The sequence below is a fragment of the Neobacillus sp. OS1-2 genome, from assembly GCF_030915505.1.
GTDB lineage: Bacteria > Bacillota > Bacilli > Bacillales > Cytobacillaceae > Neobacillus.
Genome location: NZ_CP133265.1, coordinates 149,641 through 166,090 on the forward strand (window position 1 = coordinate 149,641; position 16,450 = coordinate 166,090).

Consider the following 16,450-nt stretch of genomic DNA (forward strand, 5'->3'; position numbering starts at 1 on the left):
CTGTTTTTTAACAAATTCTCGGAAACATGGTTCCAGATAGTCTCGTTAATAGCCGGCTAGAGCCAAGGGGTGTTTTTACTAATAATTGACCTTTCCCTTTCCCAATGATGGAGCCAATCACAACGGCATCCCTTCCTTCAGGAAACTCGCGTAAAATATCAACCACTTTATCTTTATCACAACTAGCGACCACAATAATCGCCTTTCCTTCATTGGCAAGATACAGCGGATCAAATCCCAGTAAATCACAAACCCCATGAACCTCTTCCTTTACAGGCACGTCGAGCTCATTGATTTTCATTGTTAAATGAAAGTCTTCAGCTATTTCAACGAGAGTAGTAGCCAGTCCGCCCCTTGTTGGATCGCGCATGATCCGAACACTATCAGTAGATTTAAGGACCTCCGAAAGCATTGTATTCAATGAAGCACAATCGCTAGTAATCGGTGTTATTATCCCTAGTTCACCTCTTGCAGCGAGAACGGCTATCCCATGGTCACCAATTGTCCCTGACACAATGATGGCATCACCTTCTTCAAATTCTAGGCTGCAGTCCATATTAGGTTCAAAGATTCCAATTCCAGTCGTATTGATATAAACTCCATCAGCACTGCCGCGTTCTACTACCTTCGTGTCGCCGGCAACAATGGTCACACCCGTTTTCTTCGCTTCATTTGCCATATCCAAAACAATTTTCTTTAAATCAGAAATCAGGAAGCCTTCTTCAATGACAAAGCCGCAGGTTAAAAAAGCCGGCTTCGCACCGCTTACGGCAAGATCATTGATCGTTCCTGCAACCGCCAATTTACCAATTGATCCACCCGGAAAGAAGATAGGTTTAATGACAAATGAGTCAGTCGTAACCGCGATTTTGTGCGTAGATATCGTGATAGCAGCCGCATCAAACAGGGCCGCATTTTCACCGCCAAACGCTTCAATGAATACATCTTTGATTAATCGATGACTTAACTCCCCGCCATCACCGTGTGCTAAACTGATATATTTCTCCATTAAAAACTCTCCCTCATGTATTGATAGTAGGCCGCACAGCTGCCTTCCGCTGAAACCATACATGGGCCAATTGGGTTCATTGGCTGGCAGGCTTTTCCGAACAGTGGACATTCATTTGGCGAGATTAATCCTCGAATCACTTCTCCGCACCGGCATTTTGTTTTTTTTGGATCTCCCACATCCACCGAAAACCGTTTCTTCGCATTAAACCGATCGTATTCAGGTTTCAAATCTAAACCGCTTTGTGGAATAACTCCAATTCCACGCCATGCCTCATCACATTCTGTTAAGTACTGATCCATCCATTGTTGAATAACCTGATTTCCTGATTTACTTACAACCGCTGGGTGATTATTTTCAATACCAACTTTTCCTGTTAATGCCATATCGATCAATTTATAAATACCGGAGAGTAATTCTGCTGTTTCAAAACCGGTAATGACCCCGGAGATGCTATATTCATCGACTAAATACTGATAGGAATCTTCTCCCAAAACGATGGATACATGGCCAGGAAGCAAGAAACCATCCAACTGGACTTCTCCTGTGTCTAATAAATAGCGAAGAACCGGCTCGATAAGCTTAGTAGTCATCCAAATTGAAAAATTGGTGATCCCTTGCTTTTCCGCTTCCCCTATCATTAGTGTCAGTATTGGAATGGTAGTTTCAAAGCCTACTCCAAGAAAAACAACCTCTTTATCAGGGTTTTCCTCTGCAATCTTAACAGCATCAACAGGAGAATATAAAACACGAATATCCTTCCCGGCAATCTTTGAATCTAGCAATGTCTTGCTTGAGCCCGGTACCCTCATCATGTCGCCAAAAGTGCAGATGATCCGCTGCTCACCTTCCGCTAGCGCAATCATCGCATCAATTGACCTCTGATCTGTGACACAGACAGGGCAGCCAGGACCTGAGATGAGATGGACGTGATCCTTTAAGCACTGCTTCACCCCAGTGCGCGCGAGTGACATGGTATGTGAGCCGCAAACTTCCATAAAGGCAGGTTTCCGGCCAAACTTTTGCCGGAATTCCTTCGCTACTTCAATGACGACTTCTACAAGCGGTTTACAAATTTCAGGATTATTGGACTGTTTCAGAATTTCGAGCATCGACGAGCCTCCTCCATTCTTCCACACTTTGCCTCGCATAGGTTTCATCGACAATACTCATTGCTTGGCCCGCATGAACAATGACAAAATCACCGAGCTCAACTTCTGTAACAAAAATAGTACCTACTGTCGTCTGCGAACCCATGACATCAACGACCGCACTATATTCCATTTTTCTCACTACTTTTGCTGGTACTCCAACACACATTGGTTAGCACTCCTTTTTGCCGCGGCAACCACTAATTGCCCGTAGGATAATCCTCCATCATTACATGGAACCTTTTCAGGGACAAACACATGATAAGATCTTGCTCTCAACTCAGCTATGATTCTTTTTCTTAGATAACGGTTATGAAAGCTTCCTCCTGATAAAACCACTTTTTTTTCGGCGGGAGGATTTTTTTTAGTCAATACCTCCATAACACAAACAATTGCTCGCACTACTGTTTCATGGAATCTCCCACTTATCAAGTGAACATCCATACCGGCTAAAACATTGAGAGCAATTTCCTTCAACATGGTAGAAAAATTAATCGTTAAAATCTCTTTGTCTTTTAATTCAAAAGGATAGGGCTCATATAGCTTCCATTCGTCTGCCAATTCCGCTAACATGATCGCAGCTTCCCCGTCATAACTGGAAACTTTGGTTATACCGCAAAGTGCACTAACAGCATCGAACAGCCTACCGCAGGTCCCCGCGTATACCGTATTCACATTTTTTTCAATCATCGCTTTTAAAATATCAATCTTTGCTGATTTATCAGTAAAAATAGCCTTAGCAAGCCTCGTTCCCTCCTCACCATAAAGGGAAATAAGCATGGCGGCCGCATTCCGCCACGGCTCTCGAATACACTTTTCACCTCCAGCGAGAGGAGTATAGTGTAAATGGGCCATGCGTTTAAACTCTAAGGCATTTCCATAGAAGATTTCAAATCCCCAGATGTTGCCGTCAAGTCCATACCCTGTTCCGTCCAGAATAATTCCATACGCTTTTCCGGTGATTTGATGTTCCTCGATACTGGCAGCCAAATGGGCATGATGGTGTTGAACTTCCATCACTTCAGCAAACTCGTATTCTTTTACCAGATTCCGAATATGATAGTCTGGGTGGTAATCAATAACGGCCTTGGTTTTTGGGATTTCAATCCACTTTAACAAATGTTCCAGTTCATGTTTATAATGGTCAATTGTTTCAATATTTTCCAGTTCGCCAATATGCGGACCGACAAAAACCTGTTCATTTCGACCAATCGTAAATGTTGTCTTTTGCTGACCGCCGAAAGCGACGATTCCTGTCACATCTTGTCTCGTTGAAAAAGGATCCGGGACGTATCCCCTTGCCCGGCGGAGAAAATCCAGTTTTCCATCATTCATTTGCACGACGGAATCATCTACAGGATGAAGAATCTCTCGGTTATGAACAAGATAAAAATCGGCGATCCCTGCTAAATAATGAAAGGTATCCTTGTCTCTATAAAGAATTGGCATCCCTGAGGGGTTTGCACTTGTCGCTACAATACTACTTAATTCAGGGTTAGTAAGTAATAAATGATGGAGTGGTGTGTAAGGAAGCATCACTCCAATGGTGCTCATTCCTGGTGCCACGTTTTCAGCAAGATGATATTGTTCTTGTTTTTTCAGGATTACAATAGGTGCCTCCGGACTTTTTAACAGGTTTTGTTCGTCTTGACTTAACGTCACGAAATTCTGGATAGCTGAAATGGATGCAGCCATGACTGCAAGCGGACGAACTGGCCGGTTTTTCCTTTTTCGCAATTCTCCTACTGCCAGCTCATTATGAGCATCACAGCAAAGATGATAACCGCCAATCCCTTTTATCGCCACAATCTTTCCTTCTTTTAACAGCTGTATTGTGGTCGTGATTGGATTCTCGGAAACCACTTCCAAACCACCCTCGTCTAGTAAGCACATCTTTGGACCGCATTTTGGGCAGGCAATTGGCTGGGCGTGATGACGCCGGTTTGTGGGGTCCTCATACTCCTTGCGGCAATCCTCACACATCGGAAAGTTCTGCATCGATGTGTATGGTCGGTCATATGGCAATTCCTCGATAATTGTGTAGCGCGGACCGCATTGGGTGCAATTAATAAATGGATATTGATAGCGAAAATCATTCGGGTCGGTCATTTCATTTAAGCAATCATCACAAACAGCAGAATCGATTGGGATGACGAGCATCGATGTACCGCTGCGTTCGCTTTGAATAATAGTAAAATCAGATAAGTTAAGTAGTTTTGTCTCCTCGACTATAACCTCCTTTATTTTTGATAGTCTTGGAGCCTTATTTTTCAGATCTGCCAAAAAGTGAGGAATTCGCTTTGCATTCCCTTCAAGATGAATTTTGACGCCATCCATATTATTTTGTACGGTTCCATTTAGCTGGTATCTTTCAGCAAGCCGAAAGACGAAAGGCCGAAAACCGACGCCCTGTACCCTGCCGCGGATGGAAATCTTTACCGCTTTATACATTTTAGATAAGCTCCTTCAATCCAAGAAAACCATTCATGAAGCCCTTCCTGTGTCCGGGCGGAAAGTGGTAAAAGATTGGACTTGGGATTAATTTCAGTTAGGTCCTTTCTGGCTTCATCCACATTAAAATCAAGGTATGGAAGCAAATCAATTTTATTTAAGAGAACAAGTTCCGTACGCATAAACATTTGTGGGTATTTCGGAATTTTATCATTCCCTTCTGGTACACTTAAAACAGCGATTTTATGCTGTTGCCCAAGATCATAGCCAGATGGACATACAAGATTACCGACGTTTTCGATGAAAAGGATATCGATTTCTTCAAGATCGAATTCTCCTAATGCCGCGGCAACCATGCGAGCATCAAGATGGCAGCCGCCATGGGTATTAATTTGAACTGCTTTTGCTCCCATGGCCCGAATCCGATCTGCATCCCTTTCAGTGGCTAAATCCCCTTCAATCACAGCGATTCGATATTTTCCGGAAATCTCCTTGACCGTTTCTTCTAACAGGGTTGTCTTACCTGCTCCGGGAGAACTCATTAGATTGATCACTAGGGTTCTAGTTTGTTGGAATAGTTCTCGATTGAAGTCTGCGGCCATATTGTTATTTGTTAACACATCTGTTCTTAATGTCACTTTCATTTTTTATGACTCCCTTCGTATGATAAAACCTGGAATGTTTCCCCTGCCAGCACTTGTCCTGAAGGAACAAGACAGCATGGACATAGAGCAATTTTCTGATCTGGCCTGTACTCTTTGCCACATAGAACACATTTGGCTTTTGCTTCTTCAAGATGAATAACAAGTTCGGCATTCTCTGAAAATAGATGTAGATTTTGATCACGGAATAAATCAAACGCCATTCTTAATGCATTAGGCATGGCATTTGCAATCTCGCCGACAATTAGTTCTACCTTTTCGACTTTTTGAATGCCCCTTGCTGCTGCATCCTCCTGGACAAGCTGAAGAATATCACCCATTAACGACATTTCATGCATACCAACCACCCTGTTTCTGATCCTTCTGAAACCCGATAAAATAGAGTTCATCCTTCCGTTTTAGTGGGTAAGATTTGAGCTGTAAATCACCGGATTGTGTCTTAAAATTGTATTCTTTTTGACAATTCAAACATTTTCCAGTTGAAAATAGTGTTGTTAGGATAATAATATTCGAACATACAGGGCACACACCATCGATTGCCAGTATGTTCGTTCCATTCCGTGCGACTATTACAGGCCTTCCATCAATAAATTTCATTTCGAGATTGTGGTAAGTCCCCTGTTCTATTCCGAAAGGTTGCCATGTTATTCCAAGAGCCCTGTCCGCCACACCTTCTACCTTTTCCAAATCCTCACTTAAAAATGGTTCATAAACAGACTTAACCGTTTGGAAGAGGCCTCCCGCCATTTCCTTTAAAAAGTCTCCTCGTTTCATGACACAATTCTCCAACTATTGACATGGTTTACAACGACCGTAGCCAGCTCCTCAAGCTTGCTTTGATTGGTTTCTGTCAGTCCAATCCCCAATTGCAGTGAGGATGGCTGCATCCCGAACATAATGATTTCCTTCGGATATCGTTCGCGCATTTTCGCTGCCAATAAGACCTCTTGAAAGCCCAGCTGGTGGACGGACATTTTGATCCCAAAATAGGCGGGAATCTCTTCAGCTTCTAACTTGATAATGGTTCCGCCTTCCTTGCCGGCATTAATCGCATCAATAATGATAAGGTTTTCAGCATCCTCAACAGGACCAAGCAACTTCATACCGTCTGTTAAGCCCTCAATAATTTCGATATTTTCATCGTCCTTAAACGCTTTCTCAAGTATTGGCAAAAGATGGATGCCAACACCCTCATCAGAGAAGAGGGTGTTGCCGATACCTAAAATCGTGATTTTTTTATCTAGTTTCCTATCTTTCATCCTTTTCACCAACTGACTTATTCGTAGTTGTTTTATAACCTGTAAACATCGATGATATACAGCCATTTCGGTCCAGATAATCATCACGGACAGCTAAATATACGTGAATGACAGTAAATAACATGAAGCCCCATGCGGCAAGATGATGCCAGGAACGAATCGTATAGCTTTCACCACCGAATAGATAAGGAATCCAGATAAACAACTTTGCCCAGAAGGATTCCGGCTGTGGTTCAAAATACATATAGAAACCTGTCAGCATAACAATCCACGAACCCAACCCGATAAAGATCCAGTAGCTTAACTGTGCCAGTGGGTTATGGCCCACATAGTGCGGCTTTTTATTTTTTAAAAATAAATAGAATTTAACGGCTTCAAATAGTTCCTTCCAAAAGATCCATCTGAAAGGGTTTGATGTGGCAAACTTGTTCCCAATCGCAACCCAATACAAGCGAAACATTAGATTGATCACAAAGATAAAGGCAGCAAAAAAGTGAATATATCGCATCCAGCCCATGAGATTAGAATAATAGGCTTCCTCGGGAATCCCGGCAGCTGCAAATGGTTTACCGATGTAAATGCCAGTGCCCATTAATACAAAGATTGCCAGCATATTTAACCAATGGAAAATCCGTACAGGCAATTCCCAAACATAGGCCCTAACTTCATTTTTTACTTGTTTGTACAGTATTGGTCTCTCAGGGTGTAAAGAGTTCTCGCTGTTGATCACCGGATATTCAGGGGATTGGCCAGGCATTTGGGTCGGTAATTTTGGCGCACCCATTTCTCAGACCTCCTAACCTAAACGAACTTCAGTCGTTTTATTTGTTTGCAAATCAGTTAAATGAACAGCACAGGCAAGACATGGGTCAAAAGAATGAATGATCCGCATAATTTCGAGTGGCTGCTCTTTATTTATCATTGGTGTACCTATAAGTGCTGCTTCGTAAGCCCCGATTTTATTTTTATGATCCCGCGGAGATGCGTTCCAGGTAGTAGGAACCACAGCTTGGTAGTTAATCGTTTTTCCATCTTTAATATCAATCCAATGTCCAAGTGCGCCGCGTGGTGCTTCCATCCAGCCAACACCTTTGGCCCGTTCCGGCCATGTGCTTGGTTCCCATTTTGATCGGTCAAAGGTCGTTTGGTTGCCGCTCCTTACATTTTTCAATAGTTCATCCATATCGTTACGCAACCACCCTGAAATCAACACTGTTTCAAGGCCACGTGCAATGGTGCGTCCAAGTGCTGATTGTAATGCCGTTATTGGCAGGTCAAGCTTTTTCAAGGTATCATCGACGTTTGTTACAATCTCTTCTTTTCCAGCCGCATAGCCAACCAACATCCTAGCGAGTGGGCCAGTTTCCATCGGATGCTCTTTCCAGCGAGGAGCTTTTAGCCAGCTATATTGTTTGTCAGTTTCCAATGTTTTGAACGGTGCTTTTGGACCAGTGTAATTCAATGTAGTTTCACCATCGAATGGATGTTTTCCTTTGCCGCCTTCTTTTCCATCATAGGTATACCAGGAGTGATCGATAAATTCCTGTACATGCTTAGGATCCTTAAGGTCAACATCTAAAACCTCTTTCAAGTTGCCATTTAAGACAATTCCCCGTGGCATCCGGTAAAGCTTTGTATCGTAAAGGTCGCCTGTAGAGAAATCTCCATAGCATAGGAAATTATTTAAACCTCCGCCATATGTCCAGTCTTTATAAAAAGATCCAATTGCAAGTAAATCAGGAATATAGACTTGGGTAACAAATTCCCGCGCCTGATTAATAATCTGTGAAATATGCATAAGTCTTTCTGCATGTACACCGTTATCACTATCAATATCAAGAGGTGTCGCCATTCCTCCCACTACATAATGCGGGTGCGGGTTTTTACCACCAAAAATGGTATGAATTTTGACAATTTCCTTCTGCCAATCTAACGCCTCTAAATAATGGGCCACGGCAAGTAAGTTTACTTCTGGGGGAAGTTTGTACGCCTTATGGCCCCAATAACCATTAGCAAAAATCCCCAACTGCCCACTTTGGACTAATTTTTTCACTTTATTTTGCACATCCGTGAAGTAGCCTGGTGATGATTTGGGCCAATTTGAAATCGACTGGGCAAGTTTGGAGGTCTCCGCTGGATCCGCACTAGTTGCGCTGACCACATCGACCCAGTCTAACGCATGCAAATGGTAAAAATGGACAACATGGTCATGGATAAATTGGGCTTCGTTCATAATATCCCGGATTAGATGGGCATTTCTGGGGATTTTTATTTTCAATGCATCTTCTACAGCCCGAATCGATGTAAGCGCATGCACTGTTGTGCATACACCGCAAATTCGCTGGACATATGCCCAAACATCACGTGGGTCCCGATCTTTAACAATTAACTCCAGGCCGCGGACAGAAGTACCGGAGCTGAATGCTTCATTAATGACACCTTGGTCATCCACATCTACTTCTACACGAAGGTGACCTTCAATTCTTGTTATTGGATCAACCACAATGCGCTCACTCATGTTCTTCACCTCGTTTATCATCTAACTTTTTCTTAACTACTGTCCCGGCGGCATGAACGGCTATACCCGCCGTCGTCAAACCAATCGTTGCTAAGCCTACGGCATCTGGATTAATAGTTGTTTGTGTTCCAGGTATTTTAGCTCTTCTTGTATAGAACGGACCGTTATCCCAGAAACCATTCTCTGAGCAGCCGATGCATGGGTTACCTGATTGAATCGGGTAGCTTACCCCGCTATTCCAGCGCATTTCGGCACAAGAGTTATAGGTGGTTGGACCTTTACAGCCCACTTTATATAAACAATATCCTTGTTTAGCCCCTTCATCATCAAAGGATTCAACAAATAGGCCGGCATCAAAATAGGCTCTTCGGTTGCATTTATCATGGATCCGGTGGCGATAAAACGCTTTCGGGCGTCCAAAATGATCCAGTTCCGGTAATTTTCCAAATGTTATAATGTGAGCAATAACTCCGGTCATGACTTCAGCAATTGGCGGGCAGCCCGGAACAAGGATGGTTGGTGTATTTTTGACAAAGCCGGTGACGGGTTTAGCGCCAGTTGGATTCGGATGAGCGGCCGCAATTCCACCCCATGATGAACAAGATCCATAGGCAATAATTACTTTTGCCCCTGTGGCCATTTCCAGGAAGGTTTCCTTCGCCGATTGACCACCAACTGTTAAGAAGGCATCATCATCAGGAATGCTCCCTTCCACTGCAAGCACATAGTCTCCTTTATAATCCTTTAGTACCTGTTTCATGGAAGTCTCTGCTCGATGGCCGGAAGGTGCGGAAAGAACCTCTGAATATTCAAGTGAAATCATTTCTAATAAGACATTTTCAGTTTTCGGTTGTGATGAACGAATAAATGATTCGGAACAACCGGTGCAATCCTGAAATTGCAGCCAAACAACGGGTACCCTTGACTTGGTCTCCATGGCTTTAACAACTTGATCGGACTGTGTAAACTCCAACCCAAGCGTGGCAGCCAAAGTTGTACACATTTTTAGGAAGTCACGCCGGCTAAAACCCATGTCGGTTGCGGCTTCATATACTGTTCTCTGTCTCTTCATCCGCTTTCCTCTCCTCTTAAACATATAAAAACTTAATTTCAAGAAAATTGTAGTATATGGGTGGGTCATTCGTCCTGAATTTTCCAAAAAGTACACAAAGAATCCTTAACTGCATTTTTACAATATTTTCATTAAATATGGTGGAAATATTTATTTTTCTCTCTAACAAAAAAAGGCCTTAAGAGAATTTAATCTCTTAAGGCCTTCTATTTTGAATTAGACTTCTGCGACTTCTTCCTTATCCTCATCTTGCTCTGCTTCTTGTTGTTTCTTCAGTCGTTTTCGGTATACAAACTTCGATAAATTAATACTGACTTCATATAGAAGCAATAGTGGTAACGTTACGACGAAATCTGACATAAAGTCCGGCGGTGTAATCACAACGGCAATAATAATTAGAACGAAATAGGCATACTTACGAATTTTTGATAATACAAACGGGTTGATAATTCCAAGTGAAGTTAAAAACATGACCACTACCGGCAGCTCGAACAACACTCCGAACGGAAGAGTCATATTCAAAATAAAACTAAAGTACCTCTCAGCAGTGAAGTTTGTCACAAACATGTCTTGACCAATGTTCACTAAAAAGTTCAAGACCATTGGAAAAATGGCAAAGTATCCAAAGGCAAGACCAATAATAAATAAAAGAAATAATGCAGGAACATAGGAAAGAGTTATTCTTCTTTCTACCGGCCTCAAGGCAGGCTTGACAAACAGCCAAATTTGTAATGCCAGGACTGGAATCATTCCTGCTAGAGCAACAACGCCTGCGAGCATAAAATAAATCCACATTATATCACTTGGACCCAGAACAAGCAATTTTTGATCGCCAACAAACCATTTATAAATATCGTCTACATAAATAAAGGCAATAATAAAAAAGACGACAAAGGCCAGAGCAGAAATGATAATCCGTTTGCGTAGTTCCTCTAAATGATCAACTAAATTTAATTCTTTATCTTCCATGTACTTCCCCTGCTCTTACAGCTTATTTAGTCAAGTTGTTCTTTTCTTCTTTGATATCTTCCATTACATCATCCGTAAGTTCGCGGGTTGATTTCTTAAATTCCTTTAAAGTTTGTCCAAATGCTTTTCCGATTTCCGGTAGTTTCTTTGGTCCAAAAATAATAAGCGCTAGTGTTAAAATCAAAATTAATCCGGGTATTCCGATATTAGAAAACATGGATTTACATCCCCTTCAAATGTTGTATATTCCTACTATGATTATAGTATTGAAAAATACTTTTGAGTAAATTATCTACAATAATTCATAGTAATTTCACAAAATCCCCCAAAAATACGTTTAGAGTGATATTTAGCATTTTCAATCACTATAGACAATTTAACAATTACTATGGCGTAAGTCAATGTCCAATTTGTTGGTGAAATTTTTAAAATATTTTGACAACTATTCGCTTTTTGCATATAATTTGAACAATAGGAACATATATTAAGGAAAAATTATAAAAAACCTTTGGATGGGATGTGATGAGGATGGAATTTTCACTATGTAGTTTTGATGGAGCCCTCCCTGTTGAGGTTACAATTGATGACGATAACGGGAGATATACCATTCGTAAAAGTGATCGAAGTGGAGAATATTTCAATAGTCCTGTTGAATTAATTGCCTGGGTGAAAACACATTTCTGTGAAGAGGAATTTTGCCATCCCCATGAATTCAGAGGTATGTTAGCGAAAATGGCGGAATATGAATTAAATGGGACCTATTTATAATTCACTTCATTGAAAGAAGCAACGGCACATATACTGTTGCTTCTTTCCATTTTGCTAAGCCTTCCGTTCATAAATCATAAATTCGTAATCATAAGGATTCTTTTCATCCCTAACTCCTTTTTCAGAAGAAGTCAATTTCCAAGCACCCAGTGCAAATTCCGGAAAAAAGGTGTCGCCGTCGAAGGTGGAATGAATATCGGTTATATAAAGGCGGTCTACAAAAGGAAATGTTTCTTTGAAGATTTCTGCCCCACCGATCACAAAAATTTCATCATCTTGTTTATGGCTGTACTTTACAAATTCCTCGACTGAATAGAAGACCGTGCATCCTTCACATTTGTAGTCAAGTTGACGCGTAATGATAATATTTTCACGTCCCGGCAAGACACGCCCTATTGATTCATGCGTCTTCCTCCCCATGGCAATCGGGTGGCCCATCGTCACTCGTTTAAAAAACTTTAAATCCTCTGGCAAATGCCATGGCAATTGATTATTCTTACCGATTGCGCGATTATCGTCCATCGCGACGATAAAAGAAATCATACGCTGACCACTCCTTTAATATGTGGATGTGGGTCATATCCTTCTAAAGTGAAATCTTCATATTCGAATGAGTAAATATCCTTTACATTTGGATTGATTTTGAGTACAGGCAAAGCCTTCGGCTCTCTGCTCAATTGCAGCTTAACTTGTTCAAGATGGTTTTGATAAATATGGACATCCCCAAATGTATGAATAAATTCTCCTGGCTGTAAATCACACACTTGTGCAATCATTAGTGTTAATAATGCATAAGAGGCAATATTAAACGGGACACCAAGGAATACGTCTGCTGAACGTTGATAAAGCTGGCAGCTCAACTTTCCATCTGCTACATAAAACTGGAACATACAATGACAAGGTGGCAGTGCCATTGTTTCAATTTCTGCAACATTCCAGGCATTGACAAGCAATCTTCGTGAATTCGGATTTGTTTTAATCTGGTCGATTAATTCGCTGATTTGATCAACGGTTTTCCCATCGACACCAGTCCAAGAACGCCATTGATGGCCATAGACAGGCCCTAATTCTCCGTTTTCATCGGCCCATTCATTCCATATTCGCACCCCATTCTCTTGGAGATAGCGAACATTTGTATCACCATTTAAAAACCAAAGCAATTCATAGATAATTGATTTTAAATGTAATTTTTTGGTTGTTACTAATGGAAAACCCTCATCTAAATTAAATCTCATTTGATAACCAAAGGTACTAATGGTACCTGTTCCGGTACGGTCACCCTTTACTGTACCATTTTCAAGAACATGCTCACATAGTTCTAAATATTGTTTCATTTCGACACTCCCTTACCAGCCACTCATTCATACTATTTTAACAATCACACGGACCTTAGTGAAGTTTTTTTATTAAATTATATGTTAAAGGGGCATTTAAAAGTAATTGTTCTTTTGTACCCTTATTTAAATAATACATGGCAAAGCTCTCGGCAAAATATTCCTCTGGATAATGGAAGTAACTATTACCTGGAAACAATTGTTCCTGCTCTTTCTCCCACACATTGTGAAATTCTAACGTCCCACTAATGTCCGCAAACACATAGCGATCGATTGAATGTGCCAGTTCATGTAACTCTAAATTCACGGAACCATGTCCTTTTCCTTTTTTACTAGAGCCGATTTTGGCAAGCACCACTTTGGAGCCGCCAATACCAGGGACCACATCCCATGTGACGTTGGCTTGATACCCTCTTGGAACTTTTCCAGCTAATTGTTGAACAGTGGGATTATCAGTTAGCTTCCCAGTGAAAAGCTTAACATTAATGCCGTTTTGTATGATTTTTTCCAAAGGGAACTCGGTAATGAAGCGATCCGTGTGATCATCGCGGCTGTTTCTCTTTGATCAATAGATTGCTTTGGTAACACAATAATTTGATTTAGCTGTTTCACAGACTGTTCATTTTTTATAGTTTGGTAGAGTAACGTATGACTCGGATAATTTGCAAGCATGATACCATCAAATGAAGCCTGTGATGTCGTGATAGATGTTAAAAAAACGCCCGTAATAAAAATGACAACGGCCCATTTCTTCATATATTGTCCCCACTTTTCTATAATTAATAGAATTATATCATGTGAGAACCTATTAACGATTGGAACTTTTAGGAAATAGGTCACACAAAAAGAGAAGCCCCTCTGAAACCGGCAGCTTCTCCTTGAAAAATTTAAACCTCTAACCCAAAGTTCCGACAAAGAGCCGCTAAGCCCCCAGCGAAACCGCTTCCGACAGCGTTGAATTTCCAATCCCCATTGTGTCGATACAGTTCACAAATAACGACTGCTGTTTCAACAGAAAAATCTTCACCTAGGTCAAACCTTAAGACTTCACGGTTCGTGTCTTCATCAACTACGCGAACAAAGGCGTTGGAGACTTGGCCAAAATTTTGGTTTCTTGTATCCGCATCATGAATCGTGACCGAAATCGCAATCCGGTGCACATGGGAAGGGACTTTACTGAAATCAATCTTGATTTGCTCATCATCGCCGTCTCCCTCACCAGTCCGATTATCTCCGGTATGCTCAACCGAACCTGAAGTGTGCACTAAGTTATTATAAAAAATAAAGTCCAAATCCTGTGTCACTCGACTGTTTGCATTTGTTAAAAAAGCAGAAGCATCCAAGTCAAAGTCTTGACCGCCGTGATAACGGTTCGTATCCCAGCCGAGACCGACAATGACCTTGGTTAACCCAGGGTTTGTTTTGGTTAAATCAATTCTTTGACCTTTTGCTAAATTGATACCCAATCAAATCACCTCTACAAGTACATTTTTCCAATTAACTGAAGGAACGAACAACTTCACTAAGGCTTGCTGCATTTGTAGCACTCCCTACTGCCGCAAACTTCCACTCATTCCCATGCCGATAAAGTTCACCTGTTACGAGACAAGTAAGCCCGCCATAATTATCGGTTAGATTGTAGTGAATGAGCTCTTGATTGTTACTTGGATTAACGATTCTTATAAATGCATTTTTGATCATGCCAAAATGTTGTTTCCGTTTTACACAATCATAAATATTTACAACGAAAACAAGCTTTTGGATATGGGACGGTACTCTGCTTAGATCGACCATAATTTGCTCGTCATCGCCATCCCCGTCACCAGTCAAGTTATCACCTGAGTGCTGAACGCTGCCGTCATTACTTTTTAAGTTTCCGAAATAAACAACATCTTTATTATTTTGCAGCTTATCGTTCGCACCTAACATAATCACGGAAGCATCACAATCGACATTAGCAGCACCTCCGCCGCCGAATAACCCGCCGAACAAGCCGCCGCCACCACCGCTTTGTACGGGATCCCAGCCTAATCCTACTAAGATTTTGGAAAGTCCCGGATTACCCTTCGTTAAATCAACACGTTGACCTTTTTGTAAATTAATAGCCATGTCCATCACTCCAATTTATTATTTTAAAGTCCACAATAAAAACTATGACTGTTTTAATTTTTTAAAGTTTTCCTGCAATTGCTCTAAACGTTTTGTACCCTCGATACGCATCCGTCTATTTTCTTCTTCAATTGCTTGCGTTTCCTGCATTCCTTTGATGATAATATTCCATGATTCTTCAATCGTCTCGATTTTAATACTTGGACCGCCGGCAAGCCTTGCGATATCAGTGCTTTGCTGGGAAATATTTTGCGCGTTTTTAAGGAGCATTTCATTAGTCCTACGGTCAAGCTCACTCATCGAATCAGCCACAAGCTTTTGTCTTTTTGCTGCAACGGCTTGAATCAAGCCATTTTTAAAAATAGGTATCGTCGTAACAAAGGCAGAGTTTATTTTACCAATTAGCTTTGTATTCCCTCTTTGCAATAAACGGATTTGCGGTGCTGTCTGTAAAGAAACCATTTTCGCCATTTCTAAATCGTAAATTCGCTGCTCAAGCAAATCAATCGCATTTTTCAATGAGTCCAGCTGCATAGAAGCAAGCTGATCACCTGAAGCGACACGGGCTTCGAGTTGTGGAAGCTGGTGATTCTTCAGCTCTTCCACCTTTAATTCGCCGGCAACAATATACTTTTCTAAAGTTAAATAATATTGGTAGTTTTGCTCATACATTTGCTCAAGCATATTTGTTGAATCAACCATCTCATGCTGATATTTCGAAATTTCGACATATACCTTATCAATTTCGGAACCCATAGTCTGGTACTTCCCAAATAGTTTTTCTACCATTTTCTCGCCCTTTTTAAAGAGCTTGCCAAATAGGCCGCCAGAAGTCTTTTGGAAGTCCTTGGCATCAAATTTATCCATGATACGGCCAAGATGTTTCAGCAGTTCGCCTGAATCTTCTACCTTCGTTGTCCGCATATTGCTTAATATTTGATCAGAAAATCGAGATATTTGCACGGCTGGTTCTTTCCCAAACTCCAATATTTGAATTTGGTCGCGTTCATCGATAGTGCGGGCTAAGTTTTGAATTTCTGGTTCTTTGCGAAGTGCCAGTTTAATATCTGATACCTTTGTTTCTGAAAGTACATCCTCGGCGTTCGCAGGTGTTAAACCGCTAGATGGATTTGGCGATAGATTCACTG

Annotated in this window: 21 protein-coding genes; 1 reads left to right on the top strand and 20 read right to left on the bottom strand. The window is 41.3% G+C overall.

The genetic code is table 11. The features are described 5' to 3' along the window. Positions 1–7: 7 nt before the first annotated feature. From hypE to RCG19_RS00855, 13 genes are all read right to left on the bottom strand, one after another. On the bottom strand, positions 8–1,009 hold the full coding sequence (hypE, locus tag RCG19_RS00795; protein ID WP_308109308.1) for a hydrogenase expression/formation protein HypE: 1,002 nt from the start codon (positions 1,007–1,009) through the stop codon (positions 8–10). Next, positions 1,009–2,121, bottom strand: coding sequence for a hydrogenase formation protein HypD (gene hypD, locus RCG19_RS00800; protein ID WP_308109309.1), 1,113 nt, complete (start codon positions 2,119–2,121; stop codon positions 1,009–1,011). Before hypD ends, hypE begins: the two co-directional genes overlap by 1 nt. Continuing rightward, complete coding sequence (locus tag RCG19_RS00805) at positions 2,093–2,329, bottom strand: HypC/HybG/HupF family hydrogenase formation chaperone (protein ID WP_308109310.1); 237 nt, start codon at positions 2,327–2,329, stop codon at positions 2,093–2,095. The genes hypD and RCG19_RS00805 overlap by 29 nt, the downstream gene beginning before the upstream one ends. Further along, positions 2,302–4,611 carry a carbamoyltransferase HypF gene (gene hypF, locus RCG19_RS00810; RefSeq protein ID WP_308109311.1) on the bottom strand — a complete coding sequence of 770 codons (2,310 nt, stop codon included), beginning with the start codon at positions 4,609–4,611 and terminating at the stop codon, positions 2,302–2,304. Before hypF ends, RCG19_RS00805 begins: the two co-directional genes overlap by 28 nt. Further along, the gene (hypB, locus tag RCG19_RS00815) at positions 4,596–5,255 is read right to left on the bottom strand and encodes a hydrogenase nickel incorporation protein HypB (RefSeq protein WP_308109312.1); all 660 of its coding nucleotides are present in this window, start codon (positions 5,253–5,255) and stop codon (positions 4,596–4,598) included. Before hypB ends, hypF begins: the two co-directional genes overlap by 16 nt. Further along, entirely contained in the window at positions 5,252–5,611 is a 360-nt protein-coding gene (locus RCG19_RS00820; protein ID WP_308109313.1) for a hydrogenase maturation nickel metallochaperone HypA/HybF, read from the bottom strand. The genes hypB and RCG19_RS00820 overlap by 4 nt, the downstream gene beginning before the upstream one ends. Then, complete coding sequence (locus tag RCG19_RS00825; protein ID WP_308109314.1) at positions 5,604–6,047, bottom strand: hypothetical protein; 444 nt, start codon at positions 6,045–6,047, stop codon at positions 5,604–5,606. Before RCG19_RS00825 ends, RCG19_RS00820 begins: the two co-directional genes overlap by 8 nt. Next, on the bottom strand, positions 6,044–6,532 hold the full coding sequence (locus tag RCG19_RS00830; RefSeq protein ID WP_308109315.1) for a HyaD/HybD family hydrogenase maturation endopeptidase: 489 nt from the start codon (positions 6,530–6,532) through the stop codon (positions 6,044–6,046). The genes RCG19_RS00825 and RCG19_RS00830 overlap by 4 nt, the downstream gene beginning before the upstream one ends. Beyond that, positions 6,522–7,316, bottom strand: coding sequence for a Ni/Fe-hydrogenase, b-type cytochrome subunit (cybH, locus tag RCG19_RS00835; RefSeq protein WP_308109316.1), 795 nt, complete (start codon positions 7,314–7,316; stop codon positions 6,522–6,524). Before cybH ends, RCG19_RS00830 begins: the two co-directional genes overlap by 11 nt. A 12-nt stretch (positions 7,317–7,328) precedes the next feature. Next, entirely contained in the window at positions 7,329–9,050 is a 1,722-nt protein-coding gene (locus tag RCG19_RS00840; RefSeq protein WP_308109317.1) for a nickel-dependent hydrogenase large subunit, read from the bottom strand. Continuing rightward, a complete protein-coding gene (locus RCG19_RS00845) occupies positions 9,043–10,122 on the bottom strand; it encodes a hydrogenase small subunit (protein ID WP_308109318.1) in 1,080 nt (359 codons plus the stop codon). Before RCG19_RS00845 ends, RCG19_RS00840 begins: the two co-directional genes overlap by 8 nt. A gap of 216 nt (positions 10,123–10,338) precedes the next feature. After that, positions 10,339–11,091 (bottom strand): twin-arginine translocase subunit TatC, encoded by a 753-nt coding sequence (gene tatC / locus RCG19_RS00850; protein ID WP_308109319.1) that lies wholly within the window; start codon positions 11,089–11,091, stop codon positions 10,339–10,341. A 22-nt stretch (positions 11,092–11,113) separates the two neighbouring features. Next, positions 11,114–11,308: a twin-arginine translocase TatA/TatE family subunit gene (locus RCG19_RS00855; RefSeq protein WP_007084767.1), complete on the bottom strand. Its 195-nt coding sequence runs from the start codon at positions 11,306–11,308 to the stop codon at positions 11,114–11,116. 311 nt (positions 11,309–11,619) lie between these two features. Here RCG19_RS00855 and RCG19_RS00860 point away from each other — a divergent pair, with 311 nt between their 5' ends. Continuing rightward, complete coding sequence (locus tag RCG19_RS00860) at positions 11,620–11,859, top strand: hypothetical protein (RefSeq protein WP_166239827.1); 240 nt, start codon at positions 11,620–11,622, stop codon at positions 11,857–11,859. Between the two features lie 54 nt (positions 11,860–11,913). Here the strand turns inward: RCG19_RS00860 and RCG19_RS00865 are convergent, their stop codons facing one another. From RCG19_RS00865 to RCG19_RS00895, 7 genes are all read right to left on the bottom strand, one after another. Continuing rightward, on the bottom strand, positions 11,914–12,402 hold the full coding sequence (locus RCG19_RS00865) for a dihydrofolate reductase (RefSeq protein ID WP_308109320.1): 489 nt from the start codon (positions 12,400–12,402) through the stop codon (positions 11,914–11,916). Further along, the gene (locus tag RCG19_RS00870; protein ID WP_308109321.1) at positions 12,399–13,193 is read right to left on the bottom strand and encodes a thymidylate synthase; all 795 of its coding nucleotides are present in this window, start codon (positions 13,191–13,193) and stop codon (positions 12,399–12,401) included. Before RCG19_RS00870 ends, RCG19_RS00865 begins: the two co-directional genes overlap by 4 nt. Before the next feature lie 55 nt (positions 13,194–13,248). Beyond that, positions 13,249–13,704, bottom strand: coding sequence for an anthrax toxin lethal factor-related metalloendopeptidase (locus RCG19_RS00875; RefSeq protein ID WP_308109322.1), 456 nt, complete (start codon positions 13,702–13,704; stop codon positions 13,249–13,251). Then, entirely contained in the window at positions 13,650–13,949 is a 300-nt protein-coding gene (locus RCG19_RS00880) for a hypothetical protein (protein WP_308109323.1), read from the bottom strand. The genes RCG19_RS00875 and RCG19_RS00880 overlap by 55 nt, the downstream gene beginning before the upstream one ends. A 131-nt stretch (positions 13,950–14,080) precedes the next feature. Then, positions 14,081–14,659 carry a TerD family protein gene (locus tag RCG19_RS00885; RefSeq protein ID WP_308109324.1) on the bottom strand — a complete coding sequence of 193 codons (579 nt, stop codon included), beginning with the start codon at positions 14,657–14,659 and terminating at the stop codon, positions 14,081–14,083. 31 nt (positions 14,660–14,690) lie between these two features. Beyond that, positions 14,691–15,302 carry a TerD family protein gene (locus RCG19_RS00890; protein ID WP_308109325.1) on the bottom strand — a complete coding sequence of 204 codons (612 nt, stop codon included), beginning with the start codon at positions 15,300–15,302 and terminating at the stop codon, positions 14,691–14,693. A 42-nt stretch (positions 15,303–15,344) separates the two neighbouring features. After that, positions 15,345–16,448, bottom strand: a complete 1,104-nt coding sequence (locus tag RCG19_RS00895) for a toxic anion resistance protein (RefSeq protein ID WP_308109326.1) — start codon at positions 16,446–16,448, stop codon at positions 15,345–15,347. Positions 16,449–16,450 lie beyond the last annotated feature (2 nt).